This window comes from Pseudomonas sp. UME65 (genome assembly GCF_014170225.1).
In the GTDB taxonomy this organism is placed as follows: domain Bacteria; phylum Pseudomonadota; class Gammaproteobacteria; order Pseudomonadales; family Pseudomonadaceae; genus Aquipseudomonas; species Aquipseudomonas protegens.
Window position 1 is genome coordinate 408,546 of the sequence record NZ_LZZQ01000010.1, and the last position, 16,248, is coordinate 424,793.

Annotated in this window: 16 protein-coding genes and 1 tRNA gene; 5 read left to right on the forward strand and 12 right to left on the reverse strand. The window is 64.3% G+C overall.

Going from position 1 to position 16,248, the window contains the following annotated elements; genetic code table 11:
• Positions 1-82: 82 nt before the first annotated feature.
• Positions 83-1,858, forward strand: a complete 1,776-nt coding sequence (locus A9971_RS09630) for a sensor domain-containing phosphodiesterase (RefSeq protein ID WP_053149541.1) — start codon at positions 83-85, stop codon at positions 1,856-1,858.
• Between the two features lie 79 nt (positions 1,859-1,937).
• Here the strand turns inward: A9971_RS09630 and A9971_RS09635 are convergent, their stop codons facing one another.
• Positions 1,938-2,666 (reverse strand): bifunctional 2-polyprenyl-6-hydroxyphenol methylase/3-demethylubiquinol 3-O-methyltransferase UbiG, encoded by a 729-nt coding sequence (locus tag A9971_RS09635; RefSeq protein ID WP_183000533.1) that lies wholly within the window; start codon positions 2,664-2,666, stop codon positions 1,938-1,940.
• Positions 2,667-2,938: 272 nt separating this feature from the next.
• On the opposite strand from A9971_RS09635, the gene A9971_RS09640 reads away from it, so the two are divergent.
• Positions 2,939-3,367 carry an SMI1/KNR4 family protein gene (locus tag A9971_RS09640; RefSeq protein WP_072443252.1) on the forward strand — a complete coding sequence of 143 codons (429 nt, stop codon included), beginning with the start codon at positions 2,939-2,941 and terminating at the stop codon, positions 3,365-3,367.
• Between the two features lie 106 nt (positions 3,368-3,473).
• On the opposite strand, the gene A9971_RS09645 is transcribed toward A9971_RS09640, so the two are convergent.
• The 5 genes from A9971_RS09645 to A9971_RS09665 all read right to left on the reverse strand — a co-directional run bounded on the left by A9971_RS09645 (position 3,474) and on the right by A9971_RS09665 (position 7,333).
• Positions 3,474-3,547 (reverse strand) — tRNA-Gly (locus A9971_RS09645).
• Between the two features lie 155 nt (positions 3,548-3,702).
• Entirely contained in the window at positions 3,703-4,587 is an 885-nt protein-coding gene (locus A9971_RS09650) for an alpha/beta fold hydrolase (RefSeq protein WP_015634505.1), read from the reverse strand.
• Between the two features lie 325 nt (positions 4,588-4,912).
• Entirely contained in the window at positions 4,913-5,605 is a 693-nt protein-coding gene (locus tag A9971_RS09655) for a pseudouridine synthase (RefSeq protein ID WP_015634506.1), read from the reverse strand.
• A 29-nt stretch (positions 5,606-5,634) separates the two neighbouring features.
• A complete protein-coding gene (locus tag A9971_RS09660) occupies positions 5,635-5,853 on the reverse strand; it encodes a cysteine-rich CWC family protein (RefSeq protein ID WP_011059771.1) in 219 nt (72 codons plus the stop codon).
• Positions 5,846-7,333, reverse strand: a complete 1,488-nt coding sequence (locus A9971_RS09665) for a sensor domain-containing diguanylate cyclase (protein WP_183000534.1) — start codon at positions 7,331-7,333, stop codon at positions 5,846-5,848. Before A9971_RS09665 ends, A9971_RS09660 begins: the two co-directional genes overlap by 8 nt.
• 312 nt (positions 7,334-7,645) lie before the next feature.
• Between A9971_RS09665 and A9971_RS09670 the strand changes: the two genes are divergently transcribed.
• Both A9971_RS09670 and A9971_RS09675 read left to right on the forward strand, forming a co-directional pair.
• A complete protein-coding gene (locus A9971_RS09670) occupies positions 7,646-7,882 on the forward strand; it encodes a hypothetical protein (RefSeq protein ID WP_015634507.1) in 237 nt (78 codons plus the stop codon).
• Between the two features lie 274 nt (positions 7,883-8,156).
• Complete coding sequence (locus A9971_RS09675; protein WP_065364737.1) at positions 8,157-8,552, forward strand: hypothetical protein; 396 nt, start codon at positions 8,157-8,159, stop codon at positions 8,550-8,552.
• A 115-nt stretch (positions 8,553-8,667) separates the two neighbouring features.
• Here the strand turns inward: A9971_RS09675 and A9971_RS09680 are convergent, their stop codons facing one another.
• A complete protein-coding gene (locus A9971_RS09680; protein WP_183000535.1) occupies positions 8,668-9,780 on the reverse strand; it encodes an enoyl-CoA hydratase/isomerase family protein in 1,113 nt (370 codons plus the stop codon).
• Positions 9,781-9,912: 132 nt separating this feature from the next.
• On the opposite strand from A9971_RS09680, the gene ung reads away from it, so the two are divergent.
• Positions 9,913-10,605: a uracil-DNA glycosylase gene (gene ung, locus A9971_RS09685; RefSeq protein ID WP_011059775.1), complete on the forward strand. Its 693-nt coding sequence runs from the start codon at positions 9,913-9,915 to the stop codon at positions 10,603-10,605.
• A 154-nt stretch (positions 10,606-10,759) separates the two neighbouring features.
• On the opposite strand, the gene A9971_RS09690 is transcribed toward ung, so the two are convergent.
• From A9971_RS09690 to A9971_RS09710, 5 genes are all read right to left on the reverse strand, one after another.
• On the reverse strand, positions 10,760-11,791 hold the full coding sequence (locus tag A9971_RS09690; RefSeq protein ID WP_072443256.1) for an AbrB family transcriptional regulator: 1,032 nt from the start codon (positions 11,789-11,791) through the stop codon (positions 10,760-10,762).
• Positions 11,784-13,298: a tripartite tricarboxylate transporter permease gene (locus tag A9971_RS09695; RefSeq protein WP_011059777.1), complete on the reverse strand. Its 1,515-nt coding sequence runs from the start codon at positions 13,296-13,298 to the stop codon at positions 11,784-11,786. The genes A9971_RS09690 and A9971_RS09695 overlap by 8 nt, the downstream gene beginning before the upstream one ends.
• Position 13,299: 1 nt before the next feature.
• The gene (locus A9971_RS09700; RefSeq protein ID WP_011059778.1) at positions 13,300-13,758 is read right to left on the reverse strand and encodes a tripartite tricarboxylate transporter TctB family protein; all 459 of its coding nucleotides are present in this window, start codon (positions 13,756-13,758) and stop codon (positions 13,300-13,302) included.
• 58 nt (positions 13,759-13,816) lie between these two features.
• The gene (locus A9971_RS09705; RefSeq protein WP_011059779.1) at positions 13,817-14,803 is read right to left on the reverse strand and encodes a tripartite tricarboxylate transporter substrate binding protein; all 987 of its coding nucleotides are present in this window, start codon (positions 14,801-14,803) and stop codon (positions 13,817-13,819) included.
• A gap of 79 nt (positions 14,804-14,882) precedes the next feature.
• Positions 14,883-16,175 (reverse strand): OprD family porin, encoded by a 1,293-nt coding sequence (locus A9971_RS09710; RefSeq protein WP_015634513.1) that lies wholly within the window; start codon positions 16,173-16,175, stop codon positions 14,883-14,885.
• Between the last annotated feature and the right edge of the window lie 73 nt (positions 16,176-16,248).

The following is a 16,248-nucleotide window of genomic DNA, read 5'->3' on the forward strand; positions in this document are numbered from 1 at the left end:
ACCCGGTTTCCGGGTGTCGTTCCATCCCTGCGTTGGTGAGATAGATTGGTGATGAGTGTGTTGATCCTGCCCGAGGCGCAATATGCCCGATAAGGCGCTGGCCGAGGAGCAGCGCCTGGCTGCCCTGTATGCCCTGGAACTGCTGGATACGGCCCGGTGCGAGCGTTTTGACCGCATCTGCCGGCTGGCCGCAGAGTACTTCAAGGTGCCCACGGCCCTGATCACCCTGGTGGACCGTGATCGGCAGTGGTTCAAGTCGCGGGTGGGCTTTGCGCCCGAGCAGACCCCCATCGAGCAATCGTTCTGCGCCTATACCATCAAGTCCGGTGATGTATTCGAGGTGGAAAACGCCCGCCAGGATGTGCGTTTCCACGCCAACCCCCTGGTGACCCAAGACCCGGGCATCGGTTTTTATGCCGGCGCGCCGCTGATTACCTCCACCGGGCATGCGATCGGCAGCCTGTGCGTCATCGATCGCCAGCCCCAGCGCCTGAACGCTGCCGAGCGTCAGCAACTGCGCGACCTGGCATCCCTGGTGATGGAGCAGGTGGAGCAGCGTCAGCGCCTGACCCGGCGCGACCCGGTGAGCAGGCTGCCCAACCGTGAGCAATTTCAGAGCGACCTGTACGACCTGGCGGATGAGAACCCGGGAGAACGGCGCGTGCTGGTGCTGGTGGACGCGGTGGACATGACCGTGGCCCACGAGCTGACCCTGGCCATGGGCCTGGCGCCGTTCGAGACCATCGTGCGTTTCCTGGCCCAGCAACTGCTCGCCTACCTGGGGCGCCATGTGCGGGTGTATCACGTATCGGTCAAGCGCTTCGGCTTCCTGCTGCCGGCGGCTCCCGGGATCGAGCGCTTCCTGGAAGGCCTGGTGCGGCGCCTGCGGCGTCAGCCGCCAGGGCTGGAACTGCCGATGATTCCCGGGGTGTGCGCGGGCACGGTGGAGTTCTCCACGGACCGCGACGCCGTGCCCGACGTGTTGCGCAAGGCCATGTTCGCCCTGGAACTGGCGACCCTCAACCGCAGCACCTGGGCGCCTTACGACGTGGTGCGGGACCAGGCCTACCGGCGAGCCTTCAACCTGGCCTCGGATATCAGCGAAGCCCTGGACAGTGGGCAGATCTACCTGATGTTCCAGCCGCGTTTCGCCCTGCCCGACGGCGCCCAGGTCAGCGCCGAGGCGCTGATCCGCTGGGATCACCCCTGGCTGGGGCCGATTTCACCGGCGGAGTTCATTCCGGTGATGGAGCGCAATGCGTTGATCCACCGCGTAACCCACTGGGTGATCAATGCGGTGCTCGGCAAGCTGCAGGCCTGGAGCGACGGTGAAGTGCAGCGCCTGTCGATCAACCTCTCGCCCCAGGATTTCGAGGACCAGGACATCGCTGATGTGCTCAAGGCGGCCTGTCGCCGCCACGGCATCGAACCCCATCGCCTGGAAGTGGAAATCACCGAGGGTGCCTGGTTGCGTTCCAACCCGCGGGTGCTGGACCAGTTGAGCAAGATCCGCGCCCTGGGCATGGATGTGGCCATCGACGATTTCGGTACCGGCTACAGTAACTTCGCCTATCTGCATCAGATTCCGGCCAACGTGGTGAAGCTCGACAAATCCATGGTCACCGACCTTGAGAGCAGTGCCCAGCACCAGAAGATCACCCGCTCGGTCATCGCCCTGGCCCGGGAACTGGGCTACCGCACCGTGGCCGAGGGCATTGAAAGCTTCAAGTGCCTGCAGATGCTGCGCACCTTCGGCTGCGATGAGGCCCAGGGTTATTTCCTGGCCCGGCCCATGGTCCAGGAAAAATTCCTGGCCCGCAGCGCGGCCCAGCGCTTTCCACTACAGCAAGGCTACTGACTGCGGCTTCTGTAGCCGCTGTCGCAGGCTGCGAGCGGCCCGAAGGGGCGTTAAAAAACCTTGAGGGCGCCGCACCTCCTCACCGCTGCGCTGCCACCAGCAACAGCATCGGCCGCACCCGCTCCTCTGCCAGCGCCGGAAGGTCCTCGATCTGCTGCGCCGTGGGGCCCCACTCCTGCACATGGCGCAGGTTGAAGCCGGTATCGATCAGCGTGTTGAGCAGCGTGCCCAGGGTACGGTGCTGCTTGATCACCCCTTCGGCCAGCCAGTGGGTCACCCGCTCGCCTTCCTGCTGGTAGCTGTCCACCGGCCAGGACTGGCGGCCCTGCGCGTCCACCTGCCAGCCCGGGTTGCGCGGTGCCATGAAGATCGGGTGCTCGATGGAGAACACCAGGCGCGCCCCCGGTACCAGGGCCGCATAGATCTGGGCGAACAGGCCGGGCAAATCCTTTATGTAGTGCAGGGCCAGTGAGCTATAGGCCAGGTCGAAGCTGCAGGCGGGCAGGCGCAGTTGCTCCAGGTCCTCTTGCTGATACTGCACGTTGGGTGCCGAGGTGGTGGCGCGGGCGGTGGCCAGCATCTTCTGCGAAACGTCCAGGCCCACTACCTGGCGGGCACCGTGCTCGCTGGCCCAGCGGCTGAACCAGCCATAGCCGCAGCCCAGGTCCAGCACCCGCAGGCCGTTCATCGGTGGCAGCAGGGCTTGCAGGGCCGGCCATTCCGGCGCGGCGTCGAGGCCGCCGAGGGAGCGGCCCATCTGGCTGTAGGCCTGGAAAAAAATCGGGTCGTCGTAGATGTTCTGAGTCATGTCGGGAGGCTCTATCAGGTTCGTGTGCAGCCCTGGTGGGCAGGGAATGTCATGCAGTTGAAACAGCTGAGGGGCTTCTCCCTCGCAGGGCGCGACGCAGGTATCGTCGATGGCCGGGCAGGTGGTGCAGCAAAACAGGTCGGATATCTTAGCCAGTTTTGCGGGTCGGACCATCGCCGGATGCTTTGCACGCCAGGATCTTCATCGGCACAATCGCCGGCCGGGAACACCGAGTGTCCCCGGCCCCGAATTCGTACCCCAAGAGAGGCATCATGGGCAAAGCGAGAGTGACAGGCACGACGATCGAGGCGATCCGCGCGGCAGAGATGGCATTGGGGCGTACCTTGCCCTGCTCGTTCGCGCGCTGGTTGCTGGAGCACAACGGCAAGGCCCTGGGGGCGCTGGAGGTGTTTCCGGTCTTCGATGCCCGGGATCCGCGCAAGACCTGGGAGTCGATAGTCCGCCATTTCGAAGGCGGCTGGCGGGCCTGGCAGGACAACGTCTGCGCTGACCCGGCGGGTTTCTCCAGCCTGCTGCCGTTCGCCCAGTTCGGCACGGGCGACTACTACTGCTTCGATTACGCCGTGCTGGGGGAGGCCGGTGAGCCGGTGGTGGTGCTCTGGTCCCATGAGACTGGCGCCACGTCCGTGGTTGCCGATGGCTATGCAGCTTTTCTGGCCAGCACCGATCGGCCCGGGTAGGCACAAGGCTTGGGCTTGAATGGTCAGGTCTGGAGGGAGAGATCGCTGCAGTTCAACGACTGGAAAACTGCTTGGAGCTTCTGCGTGGGCACGCAGATTGGGGAAGTGGAGCGGGTGAAGGGAATCGAACCCTCGTTATCAGCTTGGGAAGCTGGAGTAATGCCATTATACGACACCCGCTCGAACGGCTGACTTTGTACCAGATGTGGCCGTGGATTTGAAGTTTTTCTTTAGCTGACTTGCGCTTGCGCGCCGCTGACCTTCATCGCCAGCCCGCCCCATACCGTGAAAACCGGGGTTGTCACGGTATGCAGGCGGCCTGCGAGGAGGGCTTTTCAGAGGGCTCGTACATGCTGCTCCTGGACATGCGGGGCACGCGAACGGTTGTCGTACTGGCCCGGTTTGAGGAACCCCATCAGGGCCTGGCGGGTGTCGCGGCAGGCGGCCTTGTGCTCCATGTCGAGAAAGTGCCCGGTGGCCTGGATGGTGCTGAAGCTCGACTGCTGCACATGGTTGGCGAACAGCCGGGCATCGTTGGCCGAGGTGTACTCGTCCCATTCGCCGTTGATGAACAGCACCGGGACCTGGATGTTGCGTGCGGCCCTGAGGTAGCACTGGCGATCACCATGGAGCACATGGCTGATGTGGAAGTGCATCTGCCCGTATTCATGTTCCGCCAGGCTGCTGACGTGGCGATAGTTGAAACGCTTGAACAGCGACGGCAGGTGCTTGCCGATGGTGTTGTTGACCAGGTCGCCGACGCGATGGCCATCGCGGCTGCCGAGGTAGTCGACACCGCGTTCCAGGTAGTCGCGCATCGGCTCGTTGATCACCGGCGAGAACGAGCTGATCACCGCCTTCTCGATGCGTCGCGGGCGCTGGGAGAGCGCTTGCAGGGCGGCGGCGCCGCCCCAGGAAAACGACAGCACATGTTCGGCGGCGAAGTGCTCGATCAACTCCAGCAGGATCTGCCCCTCGACTTCCTTGGTGAGCATCCGTTCGTGCCTGTTGTGGGCCTTGGAGCGACCCGCGTAGGGCTGGTCGTAGAGCACCACATTGAACTGCGGGTGGAGGTTCTTCACGGTCTGGGCAAAGGACGCAGTGGTGGCCAGTGAGCCGTTGACCAGAATGATGGTCTTGTCTGCGGCATCTGCGCGATAGAACTCCGTGTAAACCCGATACTGACCCTGTATATCCAGCACAGCGATTTCTGGCCTCATGTCATAAGACTCCTGGCAAGCGGGTATGCGCGCAACGTGAGTGTGCACGGGCAATGTGACAGGTAGGCATACGCCTGGAATCGGAGCCCATGTCGATCCGGTAAGGCAGGTCGACGGGTGTTGTTATAGGCGGGCGATTTGCCGGAGGGAAGGCAGAGCAGGCAGGGCTCAGGCCGGCAAAGGGTTTCTTAGATGTGTGGTTGTGACTCATCGGTCACAATTCGGCCGACGGACAGATTCAAGCAGGGCAACCGGGAACCTGCAAGGTCATTGGGCAAATTGTTCGACAGCTTCTGCCCAGCGGTCGTGTGGCGCGGCGCAACGCTCAGATCAGGCGTATTTCGGCGTCGCTTAGAGCACGGTATTCGCCGGGGGCCAGGCGTTCGTCCAGCAGCAGCGGGCCCATGCGTTCGCGGTGCAGGCGCAGCACCTTGTTGTTGAAGTGGCCGAACATGCGCTTGACCTGGTGATAGCGCCCTTCGACGATGCTCAGCCGGGCGCTGCGGGGGCCGAGGATCTGCAGTTGAGCGGGCAGGGTGGTCAGGTCCTCGAAGGCGAAATACAGGCCACGGGCGAAAGTCTCGACGTATTCGGGACCGATCTCCTGCTCGGTTTCCACGTAATAGAGCTTGGGCAGTTTGGTCTGGGGCTGGGTCAGGCGCCGCGACCAGTTGCCATCGTTGGTGATCAGCATCAGCCCGGTGGTGTTGTAGTCCAGGCGCCCGGCGATATGCAGATCCTGCGGGTCCGGCTCATGGATCAGTTCGAGCACGGTCTTGTGCTCGGGGTCGCGGGTGGCGCTGACGCAGCCCATGGGCTTGTGCAGCATGAAGTAGCGCGCCGGCTTGCCGGCCTGCAGCACTTCGTCGTCCAGCTCCACACGGCTGAATTCGCGGACCTCGGCCTTGGGGTCGCTGACCGGCTGCCCATCGATGCGAATACGCCGTTGCACCAGCAGCACGCGCACTTGCTGGCGGTTGAAACGGGGCAGGTTGCTGAGAAAACGGTCAATGCGCATGGTGATCGGTGGCTATCGGCTGGAGGGGCTCAGGGACGGGGCAGGGTAGCGGCGCGCAGCTGCGCGTCGACCCCGGCACAGCGCGGGCACAGGCAGGCCTGGTTGCGCAGCTCCGGCGCCAGGGCTTCGATGATCGCCGGGTCGATGTCCACGCTGTAGCACCAGCAGGCCTGGCCGGCGCGGCGCGGGTCAGCCAGGGTGCAGTCGTTGCGGGCACCGCAGGCGGGGCAGAGTTCAGGTTCATTCATGGCTGGAGTGAGGCATTTCCATGCAGGTTCGATTGCGTCCGGTGTGCTTGGCACGGTACATCGCGTGGTCGGCACGGGACAGCAGGCTGTGCAGGGTGTCCTGGGCTTGCAGGCTGGTCAAGCCGATGCTGACGGTCAGTTGCAGCGGCTGCCCTTCATAGTGATAGCGCTGCTGTTCGGTGAGCAGGCGGATCTTCTCGGCGATGCCCAGGGCCACGCTGCTGTCGGTGTCCTTGAGCAGGACGATGAATTCTTCGCCGCCCCAGCGGCAGACGATGTCGGACTGGCGCAGGCAGCCCTGCAGGTCCCGGGCGAAGCCACTGAGCACCTGGTCCCCGGCCAGGTGGCCGTAGGTGTCGTTGAGGCGCTTGAAGTGGTCCAGGTCCAGCAGCATGGCGCACAGCGGCGTCAGGTCGCGCCAGGCCTCTTGCAGGGCCTGGGCCGCCAGCAGGTCGAACCCGCGGCGGTTGGGCAGACGGGTAAGGCTGTCGAGGGTGGCCTGGGCTTCGATCTTGCGCTGATAGCGGCGCACCACGGCGCTGAGCAGGACCAGCACGATGGCGGTGATCACCAGGCAGATCAGCAGGTTCAGGTACAGCGACTGGCGGATACTGTTGAGGGCGCCGTCTTCGCGTTTGTCGACGAACAGGTACCAGTTCAGCTCGGGAATGAAGCGCACATTGAGAAAGTGCCCCTGGCCCCGGGAATTGTATTCATAGCTGCCGCTGTGGGGCTTGGGCAATTGGCTCAGCAGCTCCTTGAGGCTGTCCAGCTCATGCAGCGACTGGCCGCTGCGGGCGCCCTGGGGGCCACCGTCGGCACCGGTGAGGACGATGCGGCCGAAGGCGTCGACGAAGTACACGCTGCGCTGGTAACGCTGCTGGTACTTGTCGATCAGCTTGATCACCGCATCCACGGTCAGGCCGACCCCGGCGGCGCCGATGAAGCGGTCCTGGTAGTCGTAGACCTTGTAGTTGATGAAGAAGGTCAGCTTGTCCTGGTTGGCCAGGTCCGGGTCGACGTTGATCTCGTAGGGCGTGCTCATGTCGCGTACGCGAAAGTACCAGGCGTCCCGGGGCTCATCGGCCTTGACCTTCTTCAGCACGCCCTTGGCCTGGTAGTAGGTGAGGCTGGTGTTGGAGACGAAGAACGCGGTGTAGGCGTCGTAGTGGGTCATGACCTCGTTGAGGTAGCGGGTCATCTGGCTCGGGTCGCGCTCGCCGGCCACCACCCAGTCGCGCATGAAGGTATCGCGGGCCATCATCGAGGAGATCAGCACCGGCCGCACCAGGTCCTTCTGGATTTCCGAGTACACGGTATCGGAGGTCAGGGGCAGTTCGGTATTGACGATGCTGTCGCGGATCGAATCCCGCGAGGCGTAGTAGCTGAGCAGCGAGGTGGCGAGAAAACCGCTGCCCAGCAGGGCGATCAGGACCAGAACCAGCGAGCGCTGGGAATACAGGGGAGAGCGGCGCGGCATGGTGATTCCGTGATAGTGGCCCGATGACGCATTCTAGTGGCACGGCGCGCAAATAACTCGTTCATCACGCGCCTGAATTGTCTCGACTTCGATACGTTTGCCAGGCGCTGGAAGGCCCGCGGGGGGCTCGTTGCAACTGGAGCCTGCAAGGCCGCCGAGCAGGCCCCGCCACTGGTCGGTGAAGCCATCGGGGCACTGCTGCGCGGCGCACCACAAAGGCTTTTTGCGGTCCTATGCAATGCCAGTCATGCCGTTTCGATTGGCGTCGTCCAGCGTCGCTGGTACGGCTTGCACGCGGTCCGGGAGGCCGCCATGTTCCGTCGAATCTTGCTCGGTGTTGTGCTTGGTTTGAGTCTGTCCGCCTGTGTGCCCTATTACGTCGAGCCGGGGTACTACCGCACTGACGTGTATGCGGTTCCAGGCCCCTATTACTACGGTGGCTACCCCTACTATGGAGGCGGCTACAGGCCTCACTACTATTACCGGCCCTACTATCACGGGGGCTACGGGCCGCACTACTACGGCGGCTACCGACGCTGGCACCACTAGCCGGCACCAAGGCCCGTACAACAGGCCACCGCCTCGGATGACAAGAGGCCAAGGGCCGAGAGTCGTTGCCCACAGCGCTGCCTTTGCCTGAGGCAGCGCTTTTTCGTGGGCGTGGAAAACCGCGGGAAAGGACGTCAGCAGCACTTGTTTCAAAGTGTTGCGCAAATCGCACCACAAGCGCTTTTCGCGGTCAGATATTGCGTCAGTCAGCCTGTTGCTGATTGCCGCCTGCCAGCGTCGCTGGCGAGGCTTCTTCGCGGTCCAGGAGGCCGCCATGTATCGTCGACTTCTACTGATTGCCTTACTGGGTTCGAGCCTTGCTGCGTGTGCCCCTTATTACGGTGGAGGCTCCGGCTACTACAGCTCGGAGGTCTACAGCGCTCCCGCGCCGGCCTATTACTACGGTGGCGGGTCTTCCTACTATTCCACAGGGCGCAGTTACTACCCACCGCGCTACTACCAGCCGGCGCCGCGCTATTACCAACCGGCCCCGCGTTACTACCAGCCACCGCGCGCGGTATACCGGCCTTATCCGAACCAGGGTTGGGGTGGGCATGGCCGGCCGAACAACTGGAGCAACCAGGACTGGGGCGGCCACGGCGGGCGTGACAATGGCGGGCGCGGCGATCACGGGCGCGGCGACCATGGCCACGGTGGCCGCGGTCATTGAGCCGGTACTGGGCTGAACCCTGTAGCTGCTGCCGCAGGCTGCGACAAGGTCCGCAGGACCTTCGGCGAGTCCACTGTCGCCGGGTCCTTTCGGGCAGTGCGCAGCCTGTGACGATCTAGTAATCCGTCAGGTCCGCCAGGGGATGGCGACCTTCCCAGGCCTTGTGGAAATGCGCCTCCACCACGGCCTCGGGCACGCTGTTGATATCCGCCCAGTGCCAGTGCGGCTGATGATCCTTGTCGATCAGCCGCGCGCGCACGCCTTCGGCAAATTCCGGATGCCGGCAGCAGTTCAGGCTCAGGGTGTACTCCATCTGGAACACCTCGGCCAGGGACAGGTAGCGGGCGCGGCGGATCTGTTCCCACACCAGGTGTGCAGTCAGCGGGCAGCCTTCGACTAGGGTCTTGGCCGCACGGCTGTAGAGGGCATCGCTGTGGTTGTGCAACTGGCTGATCGCCCGCCAGGCACAGCCCACGTCACTGACATCCAGCCAGTTGTCGATCTGTTGCCGGCGCGGCAGCCATTGAGCGTCGGGCATCTGCTCCAGGGCTTCCTGTTGCAGGGCCTTGAGCAGGCTGTTGAGCTGCCTTGGGGTCTGTTCCTGCCAGTTCAGTTGCAGCAGGCCCTCGATCAGCGCTTCCTGTTGCTCATCGAGCAGGAAACGGTCGGCAAGGTTCAGGTCCAGAGCGTCGCGGCCGTTCATATGGGCGCCGGTAAGGCCCAGGAACAGCCCGAGCTTGCCGGGCATGCGCGACAGGAACCAACTGGCGCCCACATCCGGGTACAGGCCAATGCTGATTTCCGGCATCGCCAGGCGGCTGCTGGGGGTGACGATACGAATGCCAGCACCTTGCAGCAGCCCCATGCCGCCACCGAGGACATAACCGTGGCCCCAGCAGATCAGTGGTTTGGGGTAGGTGTGCAAGCGATAGTCGAGGCGGTATTCCGCGGCGAAGAAGTGCCCCGCCAGCGGCGGCACTTCGCCGGGATGGGCCAGGCAGGCCTGGGCCAGGCTGCGCACTTCGCCGCCGGCGCAGAAAGCCTTGGCGCCGTTGCCCCGCAACAGCACGCACACTACCTGCGGGTCCTTGGCCCAGGTGTCGAGGTGTTCGCTCAACTGCTGGATCATGGGCAGGGACAGGGCGTTCAGGGATTTTTCCGCGTCCAGGGTGGCAATGGCGATGCGTGCACCATCGGTGCCGGTGAGTTCTTCGACGTGCAGGTTCATCGTGACCTCGATGGGAAATTTAAGCGGTCAGTATGATCGCTGTAAGGGAAAGTGCCGGTTCTGTGTCAGATCAATTGACAAGCGAAGTGGGCTTTCCTAGGGTGCGGCCATTGTTTTTTCACGGGCATGGCCATGACTGCTGACGATCGTATCAAACTCGAACCGAGCTGGAAGGAGGCCCTGCGTGCCGAATTCGACCAGCCCTACATGAGCGAACTGCGGGAGTTCCTGCGCCAGGAACATGCCGCCGGCAAGGAAATCTACCCGCCGGGACCGATGATCTTCAACGCCTTGAACTCCACGCCGCTGGACAAGGTCAAGGTGGTGATCCTCGGCCAGGACCCCTACCACGGGCCGGGTCAGGCCCATGGGTTGTGCTTCTCGGTGCAGCCCGGGGTGCCCGCGCCACCGTCGCTGGTGAATATCTATAAAGAGCTCAAGCGCGACCTGAACATCGACATCCCCAACCATGGCTACCTGCAGAGCTGGGCCGAACAGGGCGTGCTGATGCTCAACACCACCATGACCGTGGAGCGGGCGAACGCCGCTTCCCATGCGGGCAAGGGCTGGCAGTTCTTCACCGACCGGATCATCGAAGTGGTCAGCGAGCATCAGCCGCACCTGGTGTTCCTGCTGTGGGGCGCCCATGCCCAGAGCAAGCAGAAGCTGATCGACGCCACCAAGCACCTGGTGCTGACCTCGGTGCACCCTTCGCCCTTGTCGGCCTATCGCGGCTTTCTTGGTTGCGGGCACTTCAGCCGCACCAACAAATACCTCGAGCAGAACGGCGAGACGCCGATCGAGTGGCGCCTGCCGCCGTTGTAACCAGTGCTCGATGGGGAGGCTGCTTGGCGGCCACCCCGCTCGCGACTTGAACCAAGGCATATCTGTAGCCGCTGCCGCAGGCTGCGAACGGCCCGTGGGGACGCAGCGGTGGTTCGGCCACTGAAGGTCCTGCGGACCTTGTCGCAGCCGGCGGCTACAGGGGGCCTTTGTTCCAGTGGCGGAACAGGGGCTCGGCGAGAAACAGCACGAACAGCAACCTCATGACCTGCATCGCCGTTACCAATGGCACCGACAGTTGCAGGACCTCGGCCGTCAGGCTCATTTCCGCAATGCCGCCGGGCATCATGCCCAGGGTCAGCGAGCGCAGGTCCAGGCGGGTCAGGGCGCTCAGGCCCAGGGCTGCGAGGCCGGCGATCAGCATGGTCAGGGCGGTGCCGATCAGGGTGCGGCCCATGAACGAAGGGGCCCGGCGAAAGAACTGGCGGTTGAAGTGGCAGCCCAGGCCGCTGCCAATCAGCCACTGGCCCATCTGGCTGGCGCCGTCGGGCAGGCCGATGTGCAGGTCCCAGGCGATGCTCAGTGTCGCGCTGAGCAGCAGGGGGCCGAACAGCCAGGGGTTGGGCTGGCGCAGGCGCTGCCAGAGCCAGGCCAGCAGGGCACCGGCCGGAAACAGCAGGGCCAGCCAGCGCCAGTCCACCGTAGCGGCATGCAGGGCGGGCGTGCCTTCCCCTAGCAGGTACTTGAACGCCGCCGGCACACAGAGCACCACCGTCAGCACCCGCAGGCTCTGCCCGGCCGCTACCCGGCTGAGCACCGCGCCGTTGCGCGCGCCGAGGTTGACCATCTCCCCGGAGCCGCCGGGCATGCTGGAGAAGAACGCGGTGGCCCGGTCCTCGCCGGTGCGCCGCAAGAGCCAGACCCCGACCACGCTGGACAGGCTGGTGACCAGGGCACCGAAGAAGATCAGGCCGAAATGGCTCAGCACCTGCTCCATCACCTGCGGGGTGAAGTGCAGGCCGATGCCGATGCCCACCACCCATTGCCCGCATTTGCGCCCGCCGGGGATTTCCGCCAGTTGCCAGGGCGTCAGGCAGCGCACCAGGATGATCGCCAGCAACGAGCCGACCATCCACGGCAGCGGCCAGCCGATCTGGCTGGCGAGGTAGCCGCCAGCCAGGCCCACCAGGGGCGTGCCCCACCACTGTTTCCAAGTGGATTCAGACATCGGCCACGGCACGTTGCTGGGCCGCGCGCTTGCGCCAGATACGCAGCAGCGGCATCAGCAGCATGATCACGGTCAGCACCCAGACCCCGACGGTGATCGGGCTCGACCAGAGGATCTCCATGGCGCCGTTGGAAATCGACAGCGCCCGGCGCAGGTTCTGCTCCATCAGGCCACCGAGGATGAAGCCCAGCAGCACTGGCGACAGCGGGAAGTCCAGCTTGCGCAGGATGTAGCCGAAGATGCCGATGCCCACCATCAGGAACAGGTCGAAGGTGGTGGCGTGTACCGCATAGACGCCGATCCCGGTAATGATGGCGATCACCGGCACCAGGGCCCAGTTCGGCACCGCAAGGATGCGGGTGAAGATACGGATCATCGGAATGTTGAGGATCACCAGCATGATGTTGGCGATGAACAGCGAGGCGATCAGGCCCCAGACGATATCCGGCTGTTGCTGGAACAGCAGCGGGCCGGGGGTGATGTTGTACAGCGACAGGGCGCCGATCATCACCGCGGTGGTGCCGGAACCGGGCACGCCGAGGGTCAGCATTGGTACCAGGGCGCCACAGGCCGAGGCGCCGATGGCGGTTTCCGGGGCTGCCAGGCCGCGCTTGTCGCCCTGGCCAAAGGTGCCGCTGGCACCGGCGATGCGTTTCTCGGTCATGTAGGCCACGGCGCTGGCCAGGGTCGCGCCGGCTCCGGGCAGCACGCCCATGATGAAGCCCAGCAGGCCGCAGCGGATGTTCACCACGAACACCGAGGCCGCTTCCTTGAAGTTGAACATCATGCGCCCGGTGGCCTTCACCGCTTCCTGGCCGCGATGGGTCTTTTCCAGCAGCAGGAGAATCTCGCTGATGGAGAACAGGCCCAGCACCAGCACCACGAACTGGATGCCGTCGGTGAGGTGGATATTGTCCCCGGTGAAGCGGTACACACCGCTGTTGGCGTCGATGCCCACCGCCGACAGGAACAGGCCGATCAAGGCGGCAATGAAGGTCTTCAGCGGTCGGTCGCCGGCCATGCCGCCCAGGCAGACGATGGCGAACACCATCAGCACGAAGTACTCCGCCGGGCCGAAGGCGATCGCCCACTTGGCCAGCAGCGGGGCGAACAGCACCATGCCGCAGGTGGCGATGAAGGCACCGATGAACGAGCTCCAGGCCGACAACGACAGGGCTACGCCCGCCAGGCCCTTGCGTGCCATGGGGTAACCGTCGAGGGTGGTCATCACGGTGGAGGCTTCGCCGGGAATGTTCAGCAGGATCGAGCTGATCCGGCCGCCGTATTCGCAGCCCAGGTACACCGCCGCCAAGAGGATCAGCGCCGATTCCGGCGGCAGGCCCAGGGCGAAGGCGATGGGGATCAGCAGCGCCACGCCGTTGATCGGGCCAAGGCCCGGCAGCAGCCCGACCACGGTGCCGATCAGGGTGCCGGACAGGGCGGTGACCAGGTTGTAGGGGGTCAGTGCAACGCCGAAGCCCTGGCCCAGATAGCTGAGGGTATCCATATCAATTCTCCAGAACGTCGAGCAGGCCGAGGGGCAGGGGGACGTCCATGACTCGGTCGAACAACCAGTAGAGGCCGACACTGAGCAGGCAGATGATCACCAGGCTGGGCAGCCAGCGGCCGCCGTACAGGCGGGCCATGGGCACGCCGATGAGAATGCTGGCGACGATGAAGCCCAAGGGCTCGAAGGCCCCGGCGAAGACCAGCAGCAAGGCCACGCAGAGGGCGATCTTGGTCAGGGTCTGCCGGTCCAGGGGCGGTTCTTCTTCGCTGTGCTTGATCGGTGCCGGGCGAAACAGCATGTACAGCAGGGCCAGGCCCATCAGCCCGAGCATCAGCAGGGGGAAGGCCCGCGGGCCCACCGGTTCGTAGGAAAAGGCCGCCTGGTAGGGCCAGGCCATCAGTGCCAGGCCGGCACAGGCCAGCAGCAACACCGCGGCGAAGAGACGTTGAACGAGCATGGCTAACTCCCGGGCCCGGCCCCCGATGCGCGAGGGCCGGGCCGTCAGAAAGGGACGGTCACTGGATCAGGCCGAACTCTTTGGCCAGGGTCTTGTAGTCGGCTACCTGCTTCTTCACGTAGGTATCCAGTTCCGGGCCGGTCATGGCGAAGGGGAACAGCTCGCGCTGGTCGCGCAGCTTGGCGAACTCTTCGGAGGCCAGCAGCTTGTCGAAGGCCTCTTTCCACCAGGCGTACTCCGCATCGCTGACCTTAGGCCCGAGGTAGAAGCCGCGTACCACCGGCCAGACGATGTCGTAGCCCTGCTCCTTGGCGGTGGGGATGTCTTTCATTTCCGGCTCGTCCAGGCGCTGCTCGGAGAACACCGCCAGCAGGCGCATGTCGCCGGCCAGGATATGCGGCATGGAGTCGGAGATGTCGGTACTGCCGACCTGGATATGCCCGCCCAGCAGGGCAGTGGCGATCTCGCCGCCGCCTTCCAGGGCGACATAGCGCAGGTCCCGCGGGTTGATCCCGGCGGCCTTGGCGATCAGCGCGGTCTGCATCCAGTCCTGGCTGCCGACGGTGCCACCGGAGCCGATCACCACTTTGCTCGGGTCTTTCTTCAGGGCCTGGACCAGATCGTCGAGGTTCTTGTAGGGCGAATCGCTTTTCACCGCGATGGCGCCGTAGCTGGTGCCCACCGCCGCCAGCCAGCGCACCGCGCTTTCATCGAAGCGGCCGAACTTGCCCTGGGCCAGGTTCAGCAGCGAACCACTGGACCAGGCCACCAGGGTCCCGGCATCGGCCGGACGCTGGGCCACCACCGCGTTGTAGGCCACGGCCCCGACACCGCCGGGCATGTAGGTCACGCGCATCGGCTTGGACAGGAGTTTCTCGTTGACCAGGGCGCTTTGTGCCAGCTTGCAGGTCAGGTCGAAGCCGCCGCCAGGGGAGGCCGGGGCGATGCATTCCGGGCGCTTGGGCTCGGCGGAGGCTGCCAGCAACTGGCCGGCGAACAACATGCAGCCGGCGGCGAGGGCGAGTTTGCGCAGTGAAAGGTCCATGAGCGTCTCCACAGGAGTTGTTGTAGGTATGTCCGGGTCATCCCCGACCCGTTTTTCGTAGGAGCGTGATAGGGGGGGCTTACCACAGCGCTACGCTGTAGCTCACCAGCAGGCGTACTTCATCCGCATCGCGTGCCGAATAGTTGGAACGGTAGGTGGCGTTGCGCAGGCGCACGGCGACGTCCTTGAAGGTGCCGCTTTGCACTACGTATTTGACCTCGGTGTTACGTTCCCACTCTTTGCCGGTGTCGCCGTTCTTCAGGGCAATGTTGTCGCCGCTGAGGTAGCGGGTCATGAAGCTCAGGCCGGGCACTCCCAGCTTGGCGAAGTCGAAGTCGTAACGGGCTTGCCAGGAGCGCTCCTCGGCCCCGGCGAAGTCGTTGATCTGCACGAAGTTCACCAGGTATGGGTCGCTGCCATCGACGTAGGGGAAAGCGCTGTCGCCGGACATGTGCTGGTAGCCGGCGCTGAGTTTATGCCCGTTGAGGGCGTAGCTCACCAGGCCGTTGAGGGATTTGTTGTCGATCTTGCCGCCGCGGGCCTGGCCCTGGTCGTCGCTGATGGCCAGGCGCAGGTCGGTGCCGAAGGTGCCCGGGCCCATGGGCTGGGAGGCTACCAGGCCGAGAAAGTGCTGGTTGTAGACATCGTCCAGTTGGGCGAAGTGGTAGCTGCCGGTGATCTTGTCGGTGAACTTGTAGTCCAGGCCGCCGAAATTGAAGTGCTTGCCGGCCACGGTGCCGGCGAAGCGGCTGTTCTTGTTGTTGAGGCGGATATCCTCGTAGTTGCTGTCATCGCGGTCCTTGGCCTTGTCCAGGCGACCACCGGTGAAGGTCAGGTTCTTGATCTCCCTGGAGGTCAGCAAGCCGCCCTCGAAGGTCTGCGGCAGGATGCGCCCGTCGTTGGGCTTGAGGATCGGCAGTTCCGGAATCAGGCTGCCGATTTTCAGTTCGGTGGCGGAAATCTTCACCTTGCCGGTCAGGCCGAGCTTGGAGTACTCGTTGGCCGCGCGCCCGTCATCGTGGGTCGGCAGCAGGCCGGTACCGGTGCGGTCGGGGCTGGAGTCGAGCTTGACCCCGAGCATGCCCAGGGCGTCCAGGCCGAAGCCCACGGTACCTTCGGTGTAGCCCGACTGCAGGTTGAGCATGAACCCCTGGGCCCATTCGTCGCGCTTGGACTGCTGGGCGCTGGTGCCGTCGCGAAAGTCGCGGTTGAAGTACATGTTGCGGGTTTCGAAGGTGGCGCTGCTGTCTTCGATAAAGGCGGCCTGGCTCAAGGGCGCGAAACCGGCAAGGGTGGCGGCGCTGGCAAGAGCAGTCGGGGTCAGACGGGAAAAACGCGCGGGCTGGACAGCCTGAGGGTGCGTGGATGGCATCCTGGAGTACTCCGTTATTGTTCTTATTTTGACGAAAACGCTTCGAGGCGTTTTGCGGGTCAGCGGCCTTCAC